This window comes from Flavobacterium reichenbachii (assembly GCF_002217435.1).
GTDB classification, from domain to species: Bacteria; Bacteroidota; Bacteroidia; order Flavobacteriales; family Flavobacteriaceae; genus Flavobacterium; species Flavobacterium reichenbachii.
Genome location: NZ_MUHF01000003.1, coordinates 47,349 through 70,904, shown reverse-complemented (window position 1 = coordinate 70,904; position 23,556 = coordinate 47,349). Strand labels below are relative to the sequence as shown.

Genomic DNA, 23,556 nt, shown 5'->3' with positions numbered 1-23,556 from the left:
TTAAAAGACTCTGATTCCATATACTTTTATTCTTATTTTATTTAAGCGCTTTTTCAATAATTAAAGTTTCCTCATAGAGTGAAAATTTGCTTATCAAATTATTTTCTACTGTTATATGAATTGCTAAAGGCATTTTAAAATGATTACCATTTTTTTTCACTGTTCGTTCGACAAAACCAAAAACTGCTACTTCTTTTCCTTGTATTAAAATAGATTGCGCCTCGAGTTTTTCGCTTCCGTCAATAAAGTAACTAAAGAGGGTTTTAAATAATTCTGAAATTTCTTCACGCTTAGATCGGTGTCCTGTCCATGGCATATACTTAGATTCAAAAATGTACCAGTCTACATTTTCTGAAACCATTGAGGCTATTTTTTCGGGGTTTTTAGCTCCTACATATCCAAAGAATTTATCTACAGTCTGCTTTGTATTGATTTCTTCCTGTGAATTTACCTGTGCCTGTATTGAAAAACTGATTAACAGCAATAGTGCTATTAAGTGTACCTTTTTCCTTTTTGATTGTATAACAGTTTGTTTCATATTATTCTTTTTAAATTTAACGTATGTTTTTCTAACTTAAAAATGAAGCTGCATCGTAATTCCTGTAAAGAATATATTTTTACCAGTTCCCGATGCTTTGATATAATCTCCAGCCTGAAACCAAGTGGCTTCGAGCCTGAAATAAACATATTGATTGGGTTCCCAGATGATTTCACTTTCTAACTGATTCCCTATTTTTTTCTCCGTTGTAGTATTTCCGGGATAGATCAATGAGGTATTTGGTGCATAAATACCATCTTTGCTGCTGTACCTCCAAAACATATCATAATCAATAACCCAGTCTACATTTTTGGCAATTTCAAAACTTAATGAAGGATGAAAATCAATTAAATTTGAAGGTCCGATTACCGATGCCAGTCCAAAATAAGCGCCTCTTGGAAAAAGCGGATTAAAAGTTTCCAGACTATTGTCTCCTTCCTTTTTATCTCCGCTTATTACCTCTGCTTTAAAACCAATTTCCGGACGAAACTTTACCGTATTAAAACGATATCCAGCATTAATAGAAGCAGTCCAGGCTGTAATATTTTTCTCTGCGACATCACCAAATTGATACACTGCTTCTCCGTCATATCGCCAATTCTCGGTTTTTCCCCAGATTCTTGTTCCTATCGATTGTCGGTTTTCTTTTCCTGTTGCATCATTAAAAGCGGCTTTGGCTCTTTCGTATCCTAAATAATACACATCGATATTTTTGATAATTGGTGTTTTATTAAAAACCAGATAACTTCCCCAAAATTGTCTGTCTTTATTGGATGCATCATCAAAAATACCATCATGTGCCACTACATAATGGCTGTAAAAAAAATCAGCTGCAAAATTTTGTTTTGACACCATTACTTTCACACCATCAAAAGACTGCCTGTTGTTAGGACCTTCCCTAACGGCAGCCAAACGCTGCGATCCATAAGTAAGTTCCTGCCTTCCTGCTCTTAAAATAAGTCTTTTACTGCCATCATTTACAATATTAATATCAGCAAAAGCCTGATGTACTTCGAGCGGGTTTTGTTCCACAGGACTTGGATCAATTCTCCCGTCAGCCATGCTGCTCTGCACCTGAACAAAAGTTCTAAAGTACTTGCCGGCATGAAAATCGGCATGAAATAAATATCTTCCCAAAACATAACCATCGTTATCCTGCGGACCATCGCCCCAATTTTCATTTTTAGCATAGAAGTACTGAAACCGTATGTCGCCCCCAAAACTGACATATGTTTTTTTAGAACTAGAAAGCGGCAGGAATTTCACTGTTTTATACCACTCATTGCTTACGGTATCATTCTCAAGAAAACTATAATTTTCATCAAACCGAAGCGATTTAAAATCAGGATACCGTTGTGCATATCCTGATATTGAAATCAACAAAACAAGTAATAGTATCTTGTTTTTCATAAATCAAATTTTAAATTATCTATTCGTTGGATATAATTATTTAAACACATAGTCCTAATCCCGAAACTTCGGGACGGGATAGATTTTGAAAGTTTTAAACAAAAACGTTTCGCTTGTTTAAACCAACATAGCTGTGCGTAATTCTAAAAATTATCAATTATCAATTATCAATTATTTAACCCCGTTTTGCTTAATATCTTTATAAGCATTTGGAACATTGAAATTAAAATGCAGCCAGTCAAAAAGTACATAGCCTTTGTTGAATTCTTTCATAGTTACAGCAGTTTTGGTTTCTTCTAAAGTCAAACCTTTTTTTACTGCCTTTTCTACATTGGCCTGCAAAGCTGTAACATAATCTATAGTATATTTAATTCCGGCTTTATTAGTAATTCTTCCATGTCCGGGAACTACAATATCCTTATCCGAAATCATGTTGTAAATCTTATTCAGGTTTTGAACCGGCTCTAAAAAATATCCGTCAAACAGCCATGGAATTGCCGGACTTTCGGCTATAAAAGGATTTCCCGCCCATAATACATTTTTGTCCGAGTCCTTAAGAAATACAAATAAATCTGCCGGAGACTGTGCCGTTCCTACATTAATGATTTCTACAATTTTGCCACCGCCCAAATCTAGTTTGAGACTTTGATTTACTGCAATAGTAAGATCTGCGGGACGATATACACTTTGCTCTATCCCGCGGTCTTTTCCAAAAAGCATAATCATAAATTGTTTAATTCCGTCGTAATTCTTAGCAAGGTTTTCTTTGCAGAATTCATTTTGTATCAAAATAGTTTCTTTTGGAAGCAAGTAATTTCCAAAACAATGATCGCCGTGATCACTTGTATTCACTGCATATACAATAGGTTTTTGAGTTACAGAGCGAATCAATTTGTACAATTGGTCGTATAATCTTTTGCTCAGCATCGTTTCTATTAACAAAACGCCTTTGTCTCCCACGATAAACCCCGCAGAAGTAGCCTGCGGAATTCCTTTTGTGGTTTCAGTTTCAGTTGTTGAAGGCGAAACGGCATAAACATTATCGGATATTTTATGCAATTGTAAGATCACTTTATTCGCGTCCCAAATTGGAACTTCGGGCGGCATCGGCATTTGTGCATAAGTGCTGTGCATTACAAAAAATGCAATGACACATAGCAGCTTGATTAAGATGTGGTTTTTCTTTTTCATGATTGTATATTTTTTATCAATTTTCAGTTTTATTATGAGCAAATGCATTTGGCTTTTTTGGATTCATGGTTCCTGCTCTTCGCTGTATCTTTGCTTTTTTAAAGAAAAAAGCAAAGGATGCCGCTTCGATCAGGGCTAAAGGGAGAAAAATCGCTTTTTTGGAATCAGCTCAAACGAGAGCATAAAAAAATCCGTTTAAATCCGCGTTTTCGCGAAAGCGAATCCGTATAATCCGCGTCACCTGTGCACCATTATTTTTGATAACCTCCAAAATATTTCACCGGAGACCAATCCGGAATTACAGCAGGAATTTCTGGATTCAACGCTTTATATTCCGCGGAAGCGAAAACAATTTTGCCGTTAACGACAGTCAATACCGATTCGATTTTTCTAACATCATCCGCTTTAAGCGAAAAATAATCGTCAGATAAAACCGTTAAATCAGCATACATTCCTTTTATCAATTTTCCTTTATCTTTTTCTTCGCCAGAAAACCATGCACTTCCCGAAGTATACAGTTGTAAAGCTGTGAATTTATCCAAAGTCTGATCTTTAGGCCAGAACTGCATACCGCCAATTATTTTTCCTGTCAATAACCAATGCAAGGACATCCAGGGATTGTAAGTTGAAATTCGGGTTGCATCTGTTCCTGCACCAACCGGAATCCCCAATTCGAGCATTTTTTTAATTGGAGGCAGTTGTGTTTTTGGAGCTCCGTACAATTTATTATACAATTCTCCCTGATAATACATTCTAAACTGCACTGCAATACCTCCGCCTAATTTCTTAACACGTTCCAGTTCTGGTGTTGTAATAGTTTCGGCATGATCAAAAAACCATCGTAATCCGTTAAACGGAATTTCCTTATTTACTTTTTCAAACACATTTAGCATTCTGTCAATAGATTCGCCATACGTCGCATGAAGTCTAAAAGGCCATTTATTTTTTGCTAATAACCGAATAATAGGTTCAAGATCTTTTTCCATTTCATCAGACAACACAATTCTCGGTTCCAGAAAATTTTCAAAATCTGCTGCCGAAGCCACTATATTTTCTCCGGCACCTTCTTCTACATAACCATTTGCAACTATCAGATTATCATTTTTATTGATTTGAGTTTCTGCAACCCATTTCTCATAATCTTGAAGCTCTCTGCCTTTTTGCTGTGCAAACAAGTAATAGGAAATTCTAAGACTCAATTTATTCTGTTTTGCCAATTCCAGTGAAGTCACATAATCTGCAGGAAAGTTTTGGCTCCCGCCCGCTGCATCAATTATACTCGTAAGTCCAAAACGATTGAGTTCATGATTAAACTGTATCGAGCTGTTCAGACGTTCCTCCGGACTTAGTTTTGTGGTAAGCCCCAACGTCATGTAAATAGCTTTTGGCGTTTCTTTAGCATACATTAAACCCGTTAAATTTCCTTTAGAATCCTGTTCCAGAACACTTCCTTCGTATTTAGTATCTTTTGTATATCCCAAAACTTCAATTCCCTTTTTGTTCAGGAAAGCTTTTCCGTACAAATAAGTAATAAATACAGGTTTATCAGGAACTGCAGCATTGATTTCTTCAATGGTAGGCTGTCTTTTTTCTTCAAACTGAAATTCGTTCCAGCCTCCAATTACTTTAATCCAAACACCATCGGGCGTTCTTGCTGCCTGTTCTTTCAGCATTTCCATAGCGCGTTTTAAGGTTTTTACACCGTCCCATCGCAATTCAGAATTATAGTTTAAACCTTCGCGAATGACATGCATATGACTGTCATTAAGTCCAGGAATTACTGTTTTTCCTTTAGCATCAATTAATTTTGTTTCTGTTGCTTTATAAGCAGAAAATATTGTTTTCTCTGTTCCAGTGTCCAGAATGATTCCGTCTTTTATTGCAATTGCCTGAACAAATTCGCCTTGTTTCTGCATCGTTGCAATTTTTCCGTTGTAAATAATCAGATCTGCTTTTTGCTGAGCTTGCGATAAAAGTCCAGCAAAAAGCAATACTGATAGCAGTAGTTTTTTCATGATTTAGTTATTTAATCCGTTGAGGGCAATTATTTTTCAACACATAGAAACATAGTTCTGTGAAGGTTTAAAAAAGGTGTTTCACTTCTTTAAAATAAACATAGTTGGCTATGTGTTGAATAGAAAAACATGAATTACCCAAAGGGTTATTTATTTAGCAAGAAAAAAAGCTAGTAAATCTTTTTGCACCTGAGCTGTATTTTCCTGAACTAACCAGTGGCCTGAACCCGCAATTTTAGATTCTGTAACATTTTCGGCAACCAATTTAGAGTGGTCTTTTAAGAAAGCTGCGGCAAAATATTCTCCTCCCATAGCAAGCAAAGGCATTTTTAGTTTTGTTTTTGCCAAAACCAGATTGTCTTTTCCGTCTTGTGGAAAAGCGCCAAACCATTTGAAACTTGATTTTGCACCATCTTTAACTGAATATGCTCTAATAAATTCTGCAGTTTCTTCGGCTGTAAAAGGATCTTTAACATGTCCAACTACAGGCCAAAAACTCGTTAAAAATTCTTTTTCTTTGCCACTCACAATGTCTCCTGAAGCCGGCCATGCAAAAAATCCAAACCACCATGCAGACGCCGAAACTTGAGACCAAACCGGCTCAATTCCAGGAAGCAAGGCATCCATTAGCGCTACTTTTTTAACTTCGCTTCCGTATTGTGCAGCATAAGCATACGCTACCATAAGACCGATATCATGTCCAGCTAGATTGATATTATTGTATCCTAATTTTTTTACCAGTTCATGAATATCAGAAGCCATTGTTTTTTTGTCATAACCGCCTTCTGGTTTATCAGACTCGCCTACTCCTCTTAAATCTGGAGCGATAACTGTAAAATGTTTAGAAAGTTCTGGTAATAAACGATTCCACATATACCAGTTTTGTCCAAAACCATGCACCAATACAAGCGGATCTCCTTTACCGCCGATAACGTAATGAATTTTGATTCCGTTCACCTCTGCAGTGGCATGTTTAAAATTAGCAGGCGGATTTGCGGGTGCAGTTTGAACCGTTTCTTCTGATTCGGCTGGTGTTACTGCTGCAGGAGTTTCTTCTGTTTTTTTATTACAGGAAATTAAAGTCAATAGTAAAAGACTAAAGGTTAAAAGCTGAGCTGTTTTACTTTTAAAGTTAAAAAAAGCGGTGTTGAATAAATTCGTTTTCATAATTAATTTTTAATTGGTTAATAATAAGGGGTATTATATTTTTAAGAAGGCAGTTTTGTAATCCAGTCTTGTATATAAACTGCAATTTCCTGCCAGCCGGGCTGATTTAAAACAAAATGATTTCTTTCTGGAAAAACCTTAAAATCGGTTATAGAATTTTTGTCTGTGTATTTTTTGCAGTTAGAATAATTGAGCGATTCGGGAATAGTGTGATCTGCTGATCCTGCAATTAAGAGTAATGGTTTATGCGGAGCGCGAAAATCTACTTTTGCTGCTGAAGTAATCGTATCGCGAACTATTAATTTTGATTCTGGAACTACAGAGTCGCAATAGGCTTTGTCCTGCCATTCTTCTGGCATTCCGTTTGTAAACGCATACTGCCACTGGCTAAAACTCATTAAAAAGGTTTTTTTTGCTGAAGTAAAAAAACCAAGCGGTCCCCAGCCGGCTTTTAAAAAAGAAAATTTAAAAGTCATAATTCCCTGTGGAGGAACCGAATGTATTGCAATTGCAGCTGCTGCCAAATTGCGCTGTAAAAGTATCTGCGCCGTAAGTCCGCCAATAGAGTGCCCAATTACAATAGGTTTTTGAGGAAGGTTTTTAGCGATATCCTCAAAATGTTCGATTAAATGAGTTAATCGCAAACCAGCAATCTGAGGATCTGGATGACGATCTCGTAAAACTGTTGCCGGAGCGTCTTTGTATGGCCATGCCGGAGCCAGAGTTTTAAAGCCTTTATTCTCAAAAAAGACTTTCCATTCATCCCAGCATTTATTGCTGACAAATGCACCTGTAATAAAAAGTATTGTAGTAGGGTTTTCAGTTAGCATAAGACATATTTTAATGTTATGCCAAAGTGTAAACTAAAACCGAACCTAATTTACAAGTTATTGATTTTTAATAACTTAAATAAAAATACATAATTTGAAACGAACTATATTTCGTCGTACAACGAAAATATAGCAACTTAATATCGTTCTTTTTAATTGTAAATGGTGAATTGTAAATGGTGAATGGAGAAACTTAGATAAATATTTCATTCACTTTTAAATTTTTACAAATAAAATTTACAATTCATAATTAACAATTCACAATTAAAAGTGGCTTCTCTTTATTCCTAATTTTTGCATTCTGGAAGCTAATGTTGTAGGAGGAAGTCCTAATATTTCTGATGCGCCGCCTGTTCCTCGTATTCTGCCGTTGCATTTCTCCAAAACATTGATAATATGCTCTCTTTCGTTTTCCTGAATAGTTTTAAAATACCACTCATTTGACTTATTATTTATTTTAGTTTCATCAATAACAGGAAGCGGAATATGCTCAATTGTGTTACTCTTTGCCAAAAGAATACTTCTCTCAATAAGATTTTCGAGTTCACGAATATTCCCGGGCCATTGATACGATAAAAGACTTTTTAAAGCGCTTTCTGCTATTTCGGTTACATTTTTTCCCGTTTTAGAACTATAGACTGCAATAAAATGACGAGCCAGAAGACCAATATCTTCCTTACGTTCTCGTAAAGGAGGCAGCTGAATAGGAAATACATTTAATCTGTAATAAAGATCAAGTCTAAAACGACCATCGGCTACTTCTTTTTCGAGATTACAATTTGTTGCGGCAATAATGCGGACATTTACTTTTATGGGAAGATTTCCTCCAACGCGTTCAATTTCTTTTTCCTGAATCGCACGAAGCAGTTTTGCCTGTATTTCTAACGGCATATCACCAATTTCGTCCAGAAATAAAGTACCATTGTCTGCTTGTTCAAACTTACCGATTCTTCTTTCTGATGCGCCTGTAAAAGATCCTTTTTCATGTCCAAATAACTCAGATTCTATAAGGCTTGGAGGCAGTGCAGAACAATTAATTTTTACAAAAGGCTGATTTTTTCTATTCGAAAGCTGCTGGATGCTATGAGCAATACTTTCTTTTCCTGTCCCGCTTTCTCCGGTAATTAAAACCGTTGTGTCGGCTGGGGCAACTTGTATAATATGATCAAATAGTTTTAGCAGCATTGGGCTTTTTCCTATTATCGATTCAAAACCTGATATTTTTATATTTTTTCCAGCATTATGATTTAGTGAAGTATTTTTTTGATCTATTTTTTTATCATGACTGATTAAATTTTCGATGGCATAAATTAAAGGTTCCTGAAGTCTTTCGCACAGCGTTAAATGATTTTTATTGTAATTATTAGACTGCCTGCTGAAAAAAGACAAATACAATCCTCCGTTTTCACTGAGCGAAAGCGGAACGGGTAACATGAAATTAGACTTCATATTCATCGAATTGGCTATCAGCTTTTTAATGGGGGTTTTATCGCATATTTTTATAAAATTCTGATCATTATAGAAAATGGCTTCGGTTTCGACTTTACTTCTATTTCGTAATTCATTTATTTCAGATTCTTTTAAGGCCGTAATATTCTGTAATTCTTCAATTCCTATTCTTTGATATTCGTGTAAACCGGTTCTTGCGTATCCCAAAACCCTGCTGGATAACGTATTGTCCAAATAAAAAACAGCCATTACAAGATCAAACGAAATAAGAGACTGCAGAGACGTAATAATATTGAGAACCCTGTCGTCCCAAGTACCGTTTTTTGTAATTATTGTTTTTAATTGTTTCTGAAATAAAAGTTCTTTTCTAATAGAAGATTCAATTCCGTGTTCCTGATGATATTCTGCAATCTCAATTGTTACCAATAAATCTTTTTCTCTAAAAGGTTTGACCAAAAATCCATAAGGATGTGTCAATTTAGCTTTGCTGAGAACTTCTTCGTTAGAATTTGCAGAAAGATAGATAAATGGAATATTATCTTCTTTCAGTATTTCGGCAAGATCAATACCGGTTTCTCTTCCGGAAAGAAAAATATCCAAAAGAACCAGTTCTGGTCTTTCTTGTGCAATATAATATTTAGCGTCTGGTACAGAACGTGCCATTCCGATCACAGAATGTCCCGCTTTCTTCAGCATTAATCGTAAATGATTTGCCTCAACAAACTGATCTTCAACAATAAGAATTTTTAGTGGTTTTGCCATTTTTACAGAATTAAATTAGTGAAGATTATTTTCGTTTAAAGTAAATTCCAAAGTTATTTTGGTGCCATTTGAATTAGTAATCAGAAACTTTCCTCCGATATCTGCAGAAAGTCCATGCATTAATTTTACTCCCAATGAAGGGTTATCGTAAGGATCAAAATCCGAAGGAAGTCCAATACCATTATCCTGAATTACTAAAATGAATTTATGATTATCCTCAGATTTAAGCCTGATCTCAATTCTTGCTTCAGAGACAGATGGAAAAGCATATTTAATTGAATTCGTTACCGCTTCATTGATAATAAGTCCAATTGGAATGGAATGAGAAAGCGGAAAATCAAAATTATCAACATCCAGAATAAATCGTACTGATTTTCCAATGTTAAAAGAATCTTTTAAATATTCTGACAATTCCAACAGATAGGACGGCATATTAATTATGGATAAATCCTCTGACTGATACAATTTCTGATGAATCAATGACATAGAATGAATTCGGTTTTGACTGCTTATGATCGCTTGAATTGCTTCTTCATTTTTCAAAAATTCAGCCTGGCTGGCAAGCAGTCCCACCACCATATGGAGGTTATTTTTTACTCTGTGATGAATTTCACGCAAAAGCCATTCTTTTTCAATCAACATATTCTGGAGTGTTATATTTTTTTGATTGATCTCCTCCTGCTGAATCTCCAAGAGCCTGCTTGTTTCTTTCTTAAACTTAAATCTCTTGTATAATAAACCAAAAATTATAAGTAGAAGCAACATAAAAACGATCATGGAATTCCGTAAAAAAGCGGCAGCTTTAAGTTCGTTTTGCTGCAATAAAGCTTTATTCCGAAGAATAATAAGATCCTTGTTTTTTTTTTCTGTTTCATAAAGGATATTCAGCCTGAAGGAAACAGGATAATAATCTTTCTCTCCAACATCTGCTGCCTTATATAGAACCATTGCTTTTTCCAGCGAACTCATGGCTTTAGGAAAATCTTTATAACGAAAATATAAAGCTCCTATTTCTCTATAACAGTCACTCCTCCTTTTATTGTTTCCAGACAATTTAAATAAAGCGGCAGCCTTACTAATGGGTACAAACTTCTCTTCTGGTGGTGCATTGCTTCGCATTTTGGCAGACCAAACCATTACCCAAGCCTCTGCCAGATCATCTATCTGATCTGTTTTGGTTAATAAGTCTATGGCATTTCTGGCACAGCTTTCCAGCATCTCGTCATTATTCTGCAGCTCATAAAGCATTGAAAGCTGCAGATACGCTTTGCCTCCATAAATATCAGAATGCAAAGCCTGGCTAAGTCTTAGGGCTTCGTTTGCAAAGTCAAATGCCTTTCGAATTTCTTTTGGCTTAAAATAAAGAGTTTCATACCGATCACTTAATTTCAATAAAGTCTTTATTTTTTCAATTCCTTCTACTTCTGTTAAGTAACTTTCGGTATTTTTTATCTCTTTATCTGCATACGAAGATATCTGGGCATTTATACCTAAAGAATTACCAATTATTAGAAGTATAATGATAAAATATTCTGTGCAGGCAGATGGTTTCATCTATTAATTGTAAGGATTAAAATATTTTCAAAGTTATTGATAAATTGGAGTAAATTATTAGGAAATTTCATTTTTTGAGACCAACGATATATCGTTGTTTCCCGATTTAAATAAGACGTACTGTTACTGAGTTTTATTTTATAGATGCCCTTGGTTTGATGCTATTCGCAGATTATCAAATGGTATGGCTCAAAATAATTTATCTGATCTTAAAATTAGTTTTTATATTAGCCAATATAAAAACTGCCTGGCATTGTACAGCAGCCTAATTTTTATCTTTATATCTAAATAAATGACACTAAAACCTATTGAGAATAGTAGTTCCTTAAGTACAGCTGATACTATTAAACCAAAAAAATTATGACCGACAATTCTTCTATACTGGCATTTGATACTTATTATTTTGATGGAAAAGCCAAAACTGTTTGTCTTGAATTTTTAAATTGGAATGAAAGTAAAGATTATAAAGTTCATACTGAAATAATCGAGAATGTCGAAGACTACATTCCCGGAGAATTTTACCGCAGAGAGCTGCCTTGTATTCTCAGTTTGTTAAATCAAATCGATTTAAAAACCATTAAAGCTATTATTGTAGATGGTTTTGTTTATCTGGATGATGATAAAAAATATGGTTTGGGCGGACATTTATATGAAAAATTAAATAAGGAAATTCCAATTATCGGCGTTGCTAAAACGAATTTTGCATCGATCGAGAAAGATAAAAAAGCTTTGGTGAGAGGCGATAGTAAAAAGCCTTTGTACGTTACGGCCATTGGTATTGATTTGGACGATGCTTTTGAAAAAGTCGAAAGTATGGCCGGCGAATTTAGAATTCCGACTTTACTAAAAGAAATGGATCGATTGACAAAGGAAATATAGATACACGAGTTATACATAAATTTTGATACTGTAACTTTAATTTCTAATTACAGTCTTTACAATACATCGTATCAAATTTTATCACTTAAAATAAGTTAAATATGAAAAAATTTCACTTTGCTTATATCGTAGTAATGCTCAATATCTTTATTATATCTGGACAGAATCAGAAAACAAAATACGATTCTGGTTTGGATCAAATGACAGATTCTATATTAAATAATCGCTACAAGGGAGTTCATAGTCTGCTTATTGCTAAAGATAATAAATTAATATATGAACAGTATTTTAATGGTTACACAAAAGATTCTCTTCATGATTCTCGTTCTTCTTTTAAATCTATCACAAGTCTTCTGGTTGGAATAGCCGTTGACAAAGGTTTTATTAAAAATATAAACCAGAAGGTGTATGAATTTTTTCCCGAATATCCATCGCTTAAAACGGATCCGCTGAAGAAGCTTTTGACTATAAAAAATCTTCTTGAGATGAAGTCGGGTTTTGATTGTGAAGAATTTAATGATACCAAAGATTGTGAAGACACTATGAGTTTAAGCAAAGACTGGGTAGCATATTCGCTTAATCTTCCGATGAAAAATAAACCTGGCGAAATCTGGGCTTACACCTCTGTTAATCCGATGATTTTAAGCGGGATTTTAAAAAAAGCGACCCGCATGTCTGTCAAGGATTTTGCAAAAAAATACTTTTTTGATCCACTGGGTATTTCCTCTTATAGATGGACCGTTGATCCAAGCGGAAATGCTATGACGGCCGGCTCATTTTATTTCAGACCTCTGGATATGCTCAAAATTGGACAGCTGGTAGAAAATAAAGGTGTTTATAACCGCAAACAGATTATTTCAAAAAAATGGATTGAACAATCTACAGCCTGCAATATTAAAATTCCTGATTTTTCGTATATGGAATCCAGTAAAAGTAAGGTCGGATTTCCACAGCCTGCTTATTATGGTTATTACTGGTATCGCGAAACTATAAAAACCAAAAATATAGAAGAAAATGTACTCTTTGCATCTGGTAATGGAGGTCAATATATTTTTATAATAGAACGCTTAAACTTAACCGTTGTTTTTACCCAAGGAAATTACGGATCTTATAAAGCGAAACAGGCTTTTGAAATTTTAGCCAAACATATTTTACCGCCTAAAAATTAAAAAGTTTGCCAAAAACGAGTTCCTCTATAATCTGCCGTATTTAGTTTTATAAAGTTTCAATTCTAAGTCTGTCTTGTTAAGCAGTAATTCTAAAAGCTGTATTTTATCTTCGTACAATTTCATCACATTGCTATTTTGATGGTGAATACTTTCATTATTTTTAACCTGTTTAAAGCTGTTTACATATCCTTTATGATCAAAATTTAAAATAGTCTCAACCGTACACTCCAGAATTTGGGCTATTTTTTCTAGTTTAGCAAAACTTAGATCTGTTTTTCCTTTCTCTAATTTGCAGTAACCGGCTTGTGTTATTCCAAGTTCTTCTGCCATGTAATACTGAGTATAATTATTTAACTCTCTGATACTTTTAATGTTGTTTTTTATAGCGTATGATGTCATTTTTGTAGAATAATACTGATTTGAAATTACTTTGCAAATAAGTCTGAAGTCAATCTTTTACACAAACATTAATCCTTAAACAGAACATATCAGAAATCTCAACAGAATTGAAAATTTCCTTCAAAATCTTTCAGTTTTAGAAAAATAGACTTTTCAAACTTATTAATGAAGCAAAGAAAAGGTCTAAAATTATTTTAACTGATAACAAATGTTATCAGTTTTTTATTAGTCTTTACTGGTATACTTTAATCTGCTTAAATGAACAGAACTAATATTAAGATAAGAAGCAATATAGTGCTGGGGAATGCGCTGTAATATTTTGGGAAAATTTTTGTTCATCTTATTATATCTTTCCAGAGGCGTCTGTCCATATAGATCTTTTATTTTATCATTGATAATAAAAAAATAGTCCTCTGCTATTAGTCTGCCGAGTTTTTCTCCATGTCTAAGGTTTTTATATAAATCCTGCAGCATTTCAAATGTAATTGTAATGACTGTTGTATCTTCTAATGCCTGAATGGCATAACTAGACGGAACACGTTTCAAAAAACTTTCGTAATCTGTAGCAAAAGTTTTTTCAACAGAAAAATGAAAAGTTCTTTCTTCGCCGCGATGATCGACAAAATAAATTCTTAAAAGTCCCTTTGCTACAAAAAAAATATTTCTGCAGACAGAATTCTGAAAATGAACAATTTCTTTTTTATTAATTTGATCTACCTTAAATAACGGATAGCAATACTCCCATTCTTGTTCGCTGAGTTCTATGTAGTCCAGAATTAACTCCCGAATACTTTCAATATTATGATCCAAGCTATATCTGTTTTATTCCGAGTTATTTTATAAAATATCTTCTCTATATAACGAAAAAAAAATTGATATAATTGTTATAATTGTCTCAAAATTCTAATTCGAGAAATCGTATTGGACTGCGCGGATACTGATTGGAAACGGATTCACAGTTTATATAACTATTTTAAAATCAAAAGAGCTGTCCGGCAAGACAGCTCTTTTTAGTCTACAAATTTCAGTACTAATTCAAAATTTTAAAAAAAACCAGGTTTTTCTTTTAAAGACTATTAAAATTGCAGTAAAGAATTGCCGTTCTTAGAAGTATATCGATTGGACTTATTTTAAAACGGATTAATCTTTTTTAGGCTGCATTAAAACCTCAACCTGATTGGCTTTTGGCAGCACTTCGCCTGCATATTTTTTGATATCCTGCACAGAAACACTTCTGATGAGTTTTTCGTAAGCCGCACTGCTCAAATATTTATCACCCGATTGCAGCTGACTTGTAATCGTGCTTAACCAGTACGAATTTGATTTTATATTTTGCTGATTGCTTTTTACCAAATCTTCTTTAATGTCTGATAAGTCTTTTGCATCAACATCTTTTACGGTAATGGTTTGTAACTCGTTGTACACAATCTGAAGCAGTTTACTGTCTTTTTCAGGATTACAGTCAAAGCTTACGCGAAGTGAGAAAACCGGAGCCGGATTTTCAGACAATGAACTTTGTGTCTGTACACCGTAACTTCCGCCCTCGTCTTCCCTGATTTTTTCTAAATAACGTTTATCCAGCAATTGAGACAACATATAAGCCATGATTTGATTTTTATCTGAGAAAGCGACGTCTTTATTTTCGTAATGAACATAAATACTCGTTTTAGGAACACTCATTTTCCTGATTAATTTTTCTTTAGAAACTCCTTTTGCAGTTCCAATTTTATGATCAATAAATTTTTCCTGAGTATGATTTCCTGAAACGTTTCCTAAATATTTATTGATGTTTTCAATATCAGATTCCGCAATATTTCCCACAAAAACAAAAGTAAAATCTGAGGCATTAGAAATACGCGACTGAAAAATTTTAGAAGCAGTATCAAAGTTTAAATCTGCCAAATTTTCTTTGCTTAAAAGGAATGTGCGTTTATTATGATTGGTGTCTAACAAAGCTATGGTGTCGCCATAAACCTTACCGTTATCATCGTTTACATTCTCTAGCGCATTGCTGTAATGATCAATAATTCGTTTGTAAGCCTGAGTTTCAAATCTTGGATGTTTGAAATATAAATAGGTCAGCTGCAATAAAGTTTCTAAATCCTGTTTTACAGCACTGCCGCTAAATCCTTCGTAATATTCTCCAATATATGGACCAACCTTAACTGATTTTCCTGCCAATTGTTTTTGCAAATCAGTAACTTTAAAATCTCCCAATCCCGAATTTTTAGCCAAAACAGTGGCAATTTGAGCCGATGGCAAATCGTTTTGTGCCACTACAGAATTCCCTCCCGGACTAAAAGCAGCAAAAAGAATCTGATCCTGAGACAAAGTCGTTGGGTAAATAATAACTTTTGCTCCGTTTTCTAAAACATATCCTTTGGCTTCTTTTATTCCGTTAACTTCAAATTTTTTAGTGATAGGCTTAACGGTCAATTTATCAGTAACCAAAGCCACATTATTAACAGTTTCTGTATAAGGTGCTAACTTTTGTTCTTTTACCTTTTTAATAACGGCAGTATAATCCGCTTCTGCTGGATACATTACGCCTTCTTTTTCGGGTCCTGAAACCGTTAAAATCTGATTTTTTTCGGTCGGAAGTGCACGGAATGCCTTATTGATCTGCTCGATATCAACCTTTGCCAAAGTTCTTTTTACAAATTCAGATTCGTCTTCTAAACTCATTACCGGAGAAGCTTCTAAAAAGTAATTCTGCAATTGCGAAGCCCAGTTTCCGTTGCTGATTTTATCTTTGTTTTTTAATTGGTTTTCAAAATTTTTCAGCATGTTTTCTTTTACTCTGCCCAATTCTTCTTTAGTAAAACCATTTTGAATAGCGCGTTCATACTCTGTATACGCCTGCTGAAAAGCTTCTAGTAATTTTCCGTTTTTGGGAGTTACCTCTAAAGTAAAAAAAGAAGACAATCTCGTTAAATTTGAATAACTAACTCCCGCAGATAATAAAGCAGTTTCATTATTTACGATATATTCTCTAAAACGATTATTGAGCATTTGCAGTGCTAATTGTTCTGTTATGCTGTTTTCAAAAGCTGCAGGATCCTGAACAAGTGTTTTGTTTCTTTTAAAGTTTAATGAAATAGAAGTTTTCTGAGCTTCTTTGTCTACCGCCAGTTTGTACAACAATTTATCATTATCCGGAATACTTTCGTACGTGCGTTCTGCAGGATTTGAAGGCATCGGAATTGAACCCATTATTTTCTTAACCTGCTGTTCTATTTTTGCCGGATCAATATCTCCTACAATAATCACCGCCTGATGATTGGGCAGATACCATTTTTTATAATAATCTCTTAATTGTTTGTATTTGAAATTTTCGATCAGATCCATATCGCCCAGAACGTCTCTTTTACTGTATTTCGAACCATTGTAAATGACAGGTTCCAACTGCGATCCTATTCTTAGATCGGCATTTCTTCTGGTACGCCATTCTTCGTGAATCACGCCTCTTTCGGCATCAATTTCAGCATCTTTCAACGATAAAAATCCAGACCAGTCGTGTAAAATATATAAACAGGAATCTAAAAGTGCAGGATTTTTAACCGGTACATTACTTAAATTATAAACGGTTTCATCGTGTGCTGTATACGCATTAATGTCGCGCCCAAAAGTTACGCCGTGTTTTGCCAGCATATTGATAATGCCTTTTCCTTTAAAATGCTCTGTTCCGTTAAAAGCCATGTGTTCCAGAAAATGTGCTAATCCGTTTTGATTGTCATCTTCTAAAATGGCTCCAACATTCTGAACAAAGTAAAAATCTGCTCGTTCTTTGGGCCATTCGTTGTGCAGAATAAAATACTGCATGCCGTTGTTTAAAGTTCCGTGTACTACGTCTTTCCGCAGCGGAATTGTGGTTTTAAATTGTGCGGATACCTGAGCTAAACCCAAGATCATAAAATGCACTAAAAATATCTTTGCTTTCATCTTGTCTGATCGTTATTGTTTCTTTTTTTTGATTGATTTTTAGTTTGAAAAAGGTATAGGATTTCCCTGCTGTCTCTCTAAATGTTTCATAAGAAAAATTTAAAAAGCAGGATTTTAACACATAGAAACATAGATTTTAGATTCTAAAAAAGGCGTTTCACTTTTATAAATTCACATATTCTGCTATGTGTGGAAGCTGGCTTCTTTTTTAATCTTTTTAAAGAAAAACAGAAAATCTATGTTTCTATGTGTTTAATTATTTTTTATGAATTACATCCAATCTGGTTTTGCTGCACCTTTTAAATAGTAATCAAAATATTGCTGCATTTTGATTGTCCAGTCTTTTTTATTTGCGTCATCCTCTAAAGTATGACCTTCTTTTTTGTAGTTTAACAATAAAGCAGGTTTTCCTAAACGTCGAAGGGCAAAAAACAACGACTGTCCTTCTTGATACGGCACCGCACGGTCATTTTCATTGTGAAAAATAAGCACTGGAGTTTTGATGTTTTTAACCGAAAAAAGAGGCGAGTTTTTAATGTAACCATCCAAATTATCATATAGAGAACTTCCCATACGGTATTGATCTGCTTCGTACTTAAACATGGTTGAAATACCGTTTGAACGCATAACAGGATAATTTGAAGTAAAATTACTTACTCCTGAACCGACAATAGCACAGCTGAAAACATCTGATTTTGTAATTAAAAAAGACGTTTCGTAACCGCCAAAACTATGTCCCTGAATTCCAATTTTACCCTTTTCTGTAATCCCTTTTGCAATTAAATATTCAACACCGCTTATTACGTCATTGTAAACACTGTTTCCTGGATCACCGTAGGTGTAATGCACGTCTGGCTGAAAAACAATATAACCTCTGCTTATATAAGATGGAATGTTAATATTTGATGTGCTGACTTCCGGCAGTTGATACGCATTCAGATCCTCAGTATGTTTTTCGTAAAAATGAACAATTACCGGATATGTTTTTGTACTGTCATAATGATCCGGAAGATATAAATTTCCTTGATTTTCTTTTCCGCTTAAGGAAGTCCAAGTTACTAATTTTGAGGTTCCCCAAGCATATTCTTTTTGCTGCGGATTGATATCCGTCATCTTTTGCTGTGATCCAAAACTTGATGTTGCCCACCAAAGATCCTGAAAAACAGTATAACTTTCCTTTGTAAATAATACACTTGTATTATCTCCGGAAACAGCTTCTATTCTCACATTATAATCCGGATTTGCAAATACTTTAGTAACCGAATTATTATTGGTTAATTTATAAACGCCTTTAGATTTATGTTCGATATCAAAACCAATTAATGTAATCGATTTTCTGTGGTCTAAATCGCCAATATAACCGCTTTCGCTGTAGCGGAGTTCTATTTTATTCTTTCTTCCAAAACCATTAGTTACCGTGTAGGCTGCTTTTTGATTGGTAAGATCAATCGCCCACATATCAAATTGATCGTAAAGTACAATCGTATTTCCGTTATTCAGCCAGCCTGCGATTCCGTAAGCCGTGTTGGCAGATGCCATATCTACATTAGAATCAGAAACTGGAAAAGGAATTTGTGAACTTATGTTTTTAAACTGCATTGCTGCACTGTCAAAAACCATCCATGCTTTTTGTTTTCCATCGTACATAACAGCATAAGTTCCCTGAGGATTCCAAGATGGATTACCAAAAACTCCTGATACTACTTTAGTCGATTTTCCTGTTGATGCGTCAATCCAATATATATCATTACGCTCATTAAATGTCCAGTCTACCTCTACTGTATACGGTTTTTTATCAATACCAAAAACGCCTTTAAAATTACCAGATTCTGGTATCGCTACCTGATCAAACTCACCTGTGGAAGCTGCTTTAATAACTTTGTTATTTTTAAGATCATAAAGGAATTTTTGTTCGCTTGGCAGTGTTTTCGAATTTCGTAATAATTCCTGTCTGCGCTCCATTGCTCCTTGATTTGATTTCCAGATTTCTACTCCAGATTTTGCAATTTGTGTGTTTTCAGGACGTTTATTTGAGTTTACCAGCAGCTGAATAAAGTTAGAATTTTCATTTAATCCATACGCTGTTTTAGAAATGGAATATCCAGGATTATTCAGCTTTACATCATCATAATTAAATAATGGTTTAACCGAATTATCTTTCAAACTAAAATAATAAACCCTGTTAAAATCAGCATTATTATTTTCACGAAGCGTAAAAGTTCCGCCATCTTCATTTCCATTTAACTGAAAATCTCCAAAATCAGCTGCATTGCCACTGTAAACGGTTTGTTGTTTGCCACCCGGAATACCGTGTTTCAAAAATATTTTATCTTTTTCTATCTGCACATAAACAATCGCTTTGTTTCTTAAAAAACGTGACGATTTAATGTTATTTACAGATACGCTGTCATTGGTTTCTAAATTATAACAAACCAAACGCTGTAGAAAAAACTGCCCTTTTACTGCTTCCGGACGTGTATAATATAAAATATCTGTTCCCTCAAGAGCATTGGTATAGTGCTTGGTTTTCCACAATTTTTTTACGCCGGTTTTTAGATTTTGCAAAAATACAGTGTCATTTTTACTATACTGAATCCAGTCTTTTTTTCCGATAAACTTTAAGTCATTGACTTTGTCAAAAACCAAACGTTTCCCTTTTGGGGTTTCCAGAATAATGATCTGCTTTTCGTTTTCTTTTGTCTCATCTTGAAAAACAGTGCTGTACGACATCCATTTTCCATTGTATGATAAAGACTTGCTGTTAATTCTTTTCCATGTTTGGTAAGCAGAATCGTCAACCGCTTTTTTTTGTGCAGATAAACTATGTATGCCCATTGAGAGCATACACAGTAAAACTATTTTTTTCATATTGATTCGATTTTCAAAAGGAAATTATTCCTTTTTTAAAGCATTAATAACTTCTGTAAGTTCGTCTACAAGCTGACCCGGATTACCAGAATATCCTTCAGATGTAAATCTGATGTGCCCGTTTTTAATCACGACTTTTCTAGGAATACCGCTTGATTTAAAAAGGGCTGCATATTTTGCAAATGATTCGTTGTTTGTTCCGCCTCCTTTTTTTACTAAATCAAAATAAGTGTCAAGCTTTAATCCTTTTTCTTTTAGATAAGCCAGAGCTTCTTTTTTATATCCTTCTTTGTTTTCCTGGGTACTTATAAAATAAAACTCAACTTGTTTGTCTTCTTTAAAATTAGTAACTAATTGCTGCATTGCCGGAAAAGCTTTTTTACACGGTCCGCACCAAGTTGCCCAAAAGTCGATTACTATAATTTTGCCGCTGTCTAAAGCTAATTGTTTTGGTTTTCCGTCTGCTGTCTGCACATTAATTGCGGGAGCTTTTACCGGAGACATCAAAAAAATTTTTTGTTCTGAATTATTCTCTTTTTTTAATTTTTCGAGGTAAGCAGGAAAATCAGTTTCTTTTTTTCCTTCTTTTAAGTACAATTCTTTTAGCTTAGCCGTTGATCCTTCTGACAAAGCATTTGCCCTGGCAGCATTTTTTAAAACCTCGATTGTTGGTTTATTCAATGCTTCTAAAGCTCTTACATGAATGTCGTTTATACTTGCTTTTTCATAACGTTTTTGAAATGGCAGCAGCTCAAAAGTTTCGATAACTTCTTTATGCTTTTTCAAAATATCGTACATACGAATTTGAATTACCAACTCATTATTCAATTGCACTTTTGCGTTTTCTGCAGCTTGATTCGGCGACCAGTAAATTCCCTGCATGTACGACAAATCATTTATTTTTTGCTGCATTTGCTGAATGATTGGCACTGCCATAGTTTCTATAACTTCTGGCTCGACAGACTTAATATACAATGCTTTAGATATATTCTGATGGTAAGCGTCGTTTAGATTAGCGAAGTTCATTTTTGGAATCATAGCCAAAATACTCTTATAATCTTTACTTTCGAAGTAATATCCAAACTGCATTTTTACAAGATTATCGTAAAAATATTTTTGAGAATCCGGCACCTCTGAAGTGTATGGGAAATCAGTTAAAAATTGTTGTACAGCTTTATTTCTTTCTGCTGCATCTGCAATTGGAGCAATTTTTTGATAAGCTTTAAAGCGCATAAAAGCTCCTTTCGGAAATTGTTTCTGAATTACTGTTTCAATAGAATCTCCTTTTGCTTTATCCTTAAGTTCGTATAAATACAAATTGTGCACTTTTACATAAACCTCTTCTGGCAGACCATTCATTTTCTTTACAAAATCACCTAAAAAAAGATGTCCCAGTTCGTCAAATTTTTCTGGTTTCTGAACCTTTAATATTTTAATATAGGTATCGATAAATTTCGGGAAATTCTGACCTTGATCTGCAACTTCTTTTTTCAGCCAATATTCTGTTGCATCTCCTGTAATTGTAAAATCTTTAAAATAACCGCCAAACTGATTGTTGAAATCTTTGTTTCTAAAAGTTGCCCAAGCCAAATCTGCACCAGGCATTTTTACTTTTGGCTCTTTAAAAACTACTAGAATATAACCGGTATCTTGTCCTGTATCGGTTACTAAACCGTTGTCTGTATTTCCATAAAATTTGAAAGCCATAAAGGCACAGTTTTTTGGAACTGTGTAGTTTACATTCCAGACCGCACCGTTTTTCTTCATCTTAAGATCTTCGATTTCCCATCTGTAATCATTAAAAACATAGGCATAACCGTTAATTTCTTTAATGTTTTCCAAAGGTCCGCCTTTTGCGTCATAGGTCATGTTTAAAGCCGTTCCCGGTGTAGGGACATCGATCATTCCTGCTAATCTCTGCTTTACTTCCTGACTTGTAACTTGCAAGGTAAAGGCGCAGAAAGCCAATACCAGTAATTTGATATTTGATATTTTTTTTAACATTGTGGTGTTTTTTATTTACCCAATTCCGGGTTTAAATCGATATAATTTTGATTGATTGGGAATACGTAACCATCGCTGTTTGGTTCCAAAATATACGTTTGTCCTTTAAAAACTCTGGTATATGTTTTCTTAAAAGCCGGATCAAGATTTAATCTGCGTTGATCAAACCAGCGGAATCCTCTTCCGATAAGTTCTTTTTGTCTCTCCGTCAATACCAAATTCAAAGCTTCTGCATTTGTTGTCGCTGCAACCTGATAAGTCGTACCAGTTTTATATCGTTTTGCTCTCAGAATATTCAGATTTTCGACTGCTTTTTCCGGACTTCCTAATCTCGCATAACATTCTGCCGAAATTAAATACATTTCTGGAACCGATACTCCAACATTAATTCCGTTAGTATAACTGTATAAATTGATACCAAATCCTCTACCGGTATAAGTTGGATAATAGCTTGTGCCCGGCGCTGTGTAATAATTGTAACGAAGGTCATTAGTTTCAAAACTATTTAAAAGTTCCGGAGACAAAGGAGCTCCATTATAAGTAAGCAATAATGTTTTAGAAAATATAACTTCCGGATTCTGAATTAATACTGGATAACTGTAACCAGATGCAAATGTTTTTAAATCGATTAAAGTGTTTTGCATACTTAATGCTTTCTGTGCATTGTCTAAACTTAGCTGATACGATCCCATGTATAGATATGTTCTGGCTAATAATGCATAAGCCGCTCGTCTAGATGGCAAAACATTAAACGGAGGTGTATCCTGAATGTCATTTGCTAAGGAACTTTTTAAATCAGAAACAATTTGATCATAAACTTGTCCAACCGTACTTCTTTCTAAAGAAGAAAATAACTCTGGTTTTAACAATAACGGAACTGCTTTTGCTGCGTTATCTGAAGTCGGATCAAATTGTGGTCCGTAAACATTTACCAACTGCAAATATGCGAAGGCTCTGTGAACATAAGCCTCAGCATAAATTTCTTTTTTCTCGGCATCTGATCCGCCTTGGCTGCTCATTACGCCATCGAGAATAACATTGCTGTAATAAATCGCTTTGTACAAACCGTTCCAATCTGCATCTCCCTGAGATGGATCATAAATTTTTTCCTGCCAGGTATAACTATTACCCCAAATGGTAGAAACACCTGTTTGGTAAGTTGTTGGAAATTCTACATCGGCACTGGCAAGCAAATGAATACCGCCAGAAGATGTCATATCTGTATAATTATTTGCCAAACCTCTGTAATCTGAGGTGTATTTTAAAACTCTGTTGTTTCCAACCTGTTCTACTTCTACATAATCTCTGCAAGAGTTCAAAAGAAGTATTGGAAGAACGATATATAGTGTGAATTTTAGAAATTTCATAAAGTCTATTTT

General features: G+C 34.5%; 16 protein-coding genes. 2 read left to right on the top strand and 14 right to left on the bottom strand.

Features of this window, described 5'->3' with window-relative positions; all coding sequences use genetic code 11:
* Positions 1 to 37: 37 nt before the first annotated feature.
* The 8 genes from B0A68_RS03745 to B0A68_RS03710 all read right to left on the bottom strand — a co-directional run bounded on the left by B0A68_RS03745 (position 38) and on the right by B0A68_RS03710 (position 10,916).
* Complete coding sequence (locus tag B0A68_RS03745; protein ID WP_035684622.1) at positions 38 to 538, bottom strand: nuclear transport factor 2 family protein; 501 nt, start codon at positions 536 to 538, stop codon at positions 38 to 40.
* A gap of 36 nt (positions 539 to 574) precedes the next feature.
* Positions 575 to 1,948, bottom strand: a complete 1,374-nt coding sequence (locus B0A68_RS03740) for an alginate export family protein (RefSeq protein WP_035684624.1) — start codon at positions 1,946 to 1,948, stop codon at positions 575 to 577.
* A 171-nt stretch (positions 1,949 to 2,119) separates the two neighbouring features.
* Positions 2,120 to 3,139 carry an MBL fold metallo-hydrolase gene (locus B0A68_RS03735; protein ID WP_165571339.1) on the bottom strand — a complete coding sequence of 340 codons (1,020 nt, stop codon included), beginning with the start codon at positions 3,137 to 3,139 and terminating at the stop codon, positions 2,120 to 2,122.
* 251 nt (positions 3,140 to 3,390) lie between these two features.
* Positions 3,391 to 5,154, bottom strand: coding sequence for an amidohydrolase (locus tag B0A68_RS03730; protein ID WP_051892597.1), 1,764 nt, complete (start codon positions 5,152 to 5,154; stop codon positions 3,391 to 3,393).
* Between the two features lie 150 nt (positions 5,155 to 5,304).
* Positions 5,305 to 6,321, bottom strand: coding sequence for an alpha/beta fold hydrolase (locus tag B0A68_RS03725; protein ID WP_051892599.1), 1,017 nt, complete (start codon positions 6,319 to 6,321; stop codon positions 5,305 to 5,307).
* Positions 6,322 to 6,362: 41 nt separating this feature from the next.
* Positions 6,363 to 7,151, bottom strand: coding sequence for an alpha/beta hydrolase (locus B0A68_RS03720; RefSeq protein ID WP_035684626.1), 789 nt, complete (start codon positions 7,149 to 7,151; stop codon positions 6,363 to 6,365).
* A 264-nt stretch (positions 7,152 to 7,415) separates the two neighbouring features.
* Positions 7,416 to 9,362 (bottom strand): sigma 54-interacting response regulator, encoded by a 1,947-nt coding sequence (locus B0A68_RS03715; protein WP_035684629.1) that lies wholly within the window; start codon positions 9,360 to 9,362, stop codon positions 7,416 to 7,418.
* 15 nt (positions 9,363 to 9,377) lie between these two features.
* The gene (locus B0A68_RS03710) at positions 9,378 to 10,916 is read right to left on the bottom strand and encodes a sensor histidine kinase (protein WP_051892601.1); all 1,539 of its coding nucleotides are present in this window, start codon (positions 10,914 to 10,916) and stop codon (positions 9,378 to 9,380) included.
* Positions 10,917 to 11,276: 360 nt separating this feature from the next.
* On the opposite strand from B0A68_RS03710, the gene B0A68_RS03705 reads away from it, so the two are divergent.
* Positions 11,277 to 11,795: an endonuclease V gene (locus B0A68_RS03705; protein ID WP_035684632.1), complete on the top strand. Its 519-nt coding sequence runs from the start codon at positions 11,277 to 11,279 to the stop codon at positions 11,793 to 11,795.
* 101 nt (positions 11,796 to 11,896) lie between these two features.
* Complete coding sequence (locus B0A68_RS03700) at positions 11,897 to 12,964, top strand: serine hydrolase domain-containing protein (RefSeq protein WP_035684633.1); 1,068 nt, start codon at positions 11,897 to 11,899, stop codon at positions 12,962 to 12,964.
* Positions 12,965 to 12,988: 24 nt separating this feature from the next.
* Here the strand turns inward: B0A68_RS03700 and B0A68_RS03695 are convergent, their stop codons facing one another.
* The 6 genes from B0A68_RS03695 to B0A68_RS03670 all read right to left on the bottom strand — a co-directional run bounded on the left by B0A68_RS03695 (position 12,989) and on the right by B0A68_RS03670 (position 23,544).
* Positions 12,989 to 13,363 (bottom strand): helix-turn-helix transcriptional regulator, encoded by a 375-nt coding sequence (locus B0A68_RS03695; RefSeq protein ID WP_035684635.1) that lies wholly within the window; start codon positions 13,361 to 13,363, stop codon positions 12,989 to 12,991.
* Between the two features lie 225 nt (positions 13,364 to 13,588).
* Complete coding sequence (locus tag B0A68_RS03690; protein ID WP_051892603.1) at positions 13,589 to 14,173, bottom strand: Crp/Fnr family transcriptional regulator; 585 nt, start codon at positions 14,171 to 14,173, stop codon at positions 13,589 to 13,591.
* Between the two features lie 330 nt (positions 14,174 to 14,503).
* On the bottom strand, positions 14,504 to 17,305 hold the full coding sequence (locus B0A68_RS03685) for a M16 family metallopeptidase (protein ID WP_084679054.1): 2,802 nt from the start codon (positions 17,303 to 17,305) through the stop codon (positions 14,504 to 14,506).
* 270 nt (positions 17,306 to 17,575) lie between these two features.
* The gene (locus tag B0A68_RS03680) at positions 17,576 to 20,173 is read right to left on the bottom strand and encodes an alpha/beta hydrolase family protein (protein ID WP_084679057.1); all 2,598 of its coding nucleotides are present in this window, start codon (positions 20,171 to 20,173) and stop codon (positions 17,576 to 17,578) included.
* Positions 20,174 to 20,197: 24 nt separating this feature from the next.
* Positions 20,198 to 22,177, bottom strand: a complete 1,980-nt coding sequence (locus B0A68_RS03675) for a TlpA family protein disulfide reductase (RefSeq protein ID WP_035684642.1) — start codon at positions 22,175 to 22,177, stop codon at positions 20,198 to 20,200.
* Positions 22,178 to 22,188: 11 nt separating this feature from the next.
* The gene (locus tag B0A68_RS03670) at positions 22,189 to 23,544 is read right to left on the bottom strand and encodes a RagB/SusD family nutrient uptake outer membrane protein (protein WP_035684644.1); all 1,356 of its coding nucleotides are present in this window, start codon (positions 23,542 to 23,544) and stop codon (positions 22,189 to 22,191) included.
* Positions 23,545 to 23,556 lie beyond the last annotated feature (12 nt).

Excerpts from the sequence above, each read along its gene's own strand:
- B0A68_RS03720 (WP_035684626.1), bottom strand. The coding sequence starts at position 7,151 with ATGCTAACTGAAAACCCTACTACAATACTTTTTATTACAGGTGCATTT.
- B0A68_RS03710 (WP_051892601.1), bottom strand. The coding sequence starts at position 10,916 with ATGAAACCATCTGCCTGCACAGAATATTTTATCATTATACTTCTAATA.
- B0A68_RS03745 (WP_035684622.1), bottom strand. The coding sequence starts at position 538 with ATGAAACAAACTGTTATACAATCAAAAAGGAAAAAGGTACACTTAATA.
- B0A68_RS03695 (WP_035684635.1), bottom strand. The coding sequence starts at position 13,363 with ATGACATCATACGCTATAAAAAACAACATTAAAAGTATCAGAGAGTTA.
- B0A68_RS03715 (WP_035684629.1), bottom strand. The coding sequence starts at position 9,362 with ATGGCAAAACCACTAAAAATTCTTATTGTTGAAGATCAGTTTGTTGAG.
- B0A68_RS03700 (WP_035684633.1), top strand. The coding sequence starts at position 11,897 with ATGAAAAAATTTCACTTTGCTTATATCGTAGTAATGCTCAATATCTTT.
- B0A68_RS03685 (WP_084679054.1), bottom strand. The coding sequence starts at position 17,305 with ATGAAAGCAAAGATATTTTTAGTGCATTTTATGATCTTGGGTTTAGCT.
- B0A68_RS03705 (WP_035684632.1), top strand. The coding sequence starts at position 11,277 with ATGACCGACAATTCTTCTATACTGGCATTTGATACTTATTATTTTGAT.
- B0A68_RS03680 (WP_084679057.1), bottom strand. The coding sequence starts at position 20,173 with ATGAAAAAAATAGTTTTACTGTGTATGCTCTCAATGGGCATACATAGT.
- B0A68_RS03730 (WP_051892597.1), bottom strand. The coding sequence starts at position 5,154 with ATGAAAAAACTACTGCTATCAGTATTGCTTTTTGCTGGACTTTTATCG.
- B0A68_RS03735 (WP_165571339.1), bottom strand. The coding sequence starts at position 3,139 with ATGAAAAAGAAAAACCACATCTTAATCAAGCTGCTATGTGTCATTGCA.
- B0A68_RS03725 (WP_051892599.1), bottom strand. The coding sequence starts at position 6,321 with ATGAAAACGAATTTATTCAACACCGCTTTTTTTAACTTTAAAAGTAAA.
- B0A68_RS03670 (WP_035684644.1), bottom strand. The coding sequence starts at position 23,544 with ATGAAATTTCTAAAATTCACACTATATATCGTTCTTCCAATACTTCTT.
- B0A68_RS03675 (WP_035684642.1), bottom strand. The coding sequence starts at position 22,177 with ATGTTAAAAAAAATATCAAATATCAAATTACTGGTATTGGCTTTCTGC.
- B0A68_RS03740 (WP_035684624.1), bottom strand. The coding sequence starts at position 1,948 with ATGAAAAACAAGATACTATTACTTGTTTTGTTGATTTCAATATCAGGA.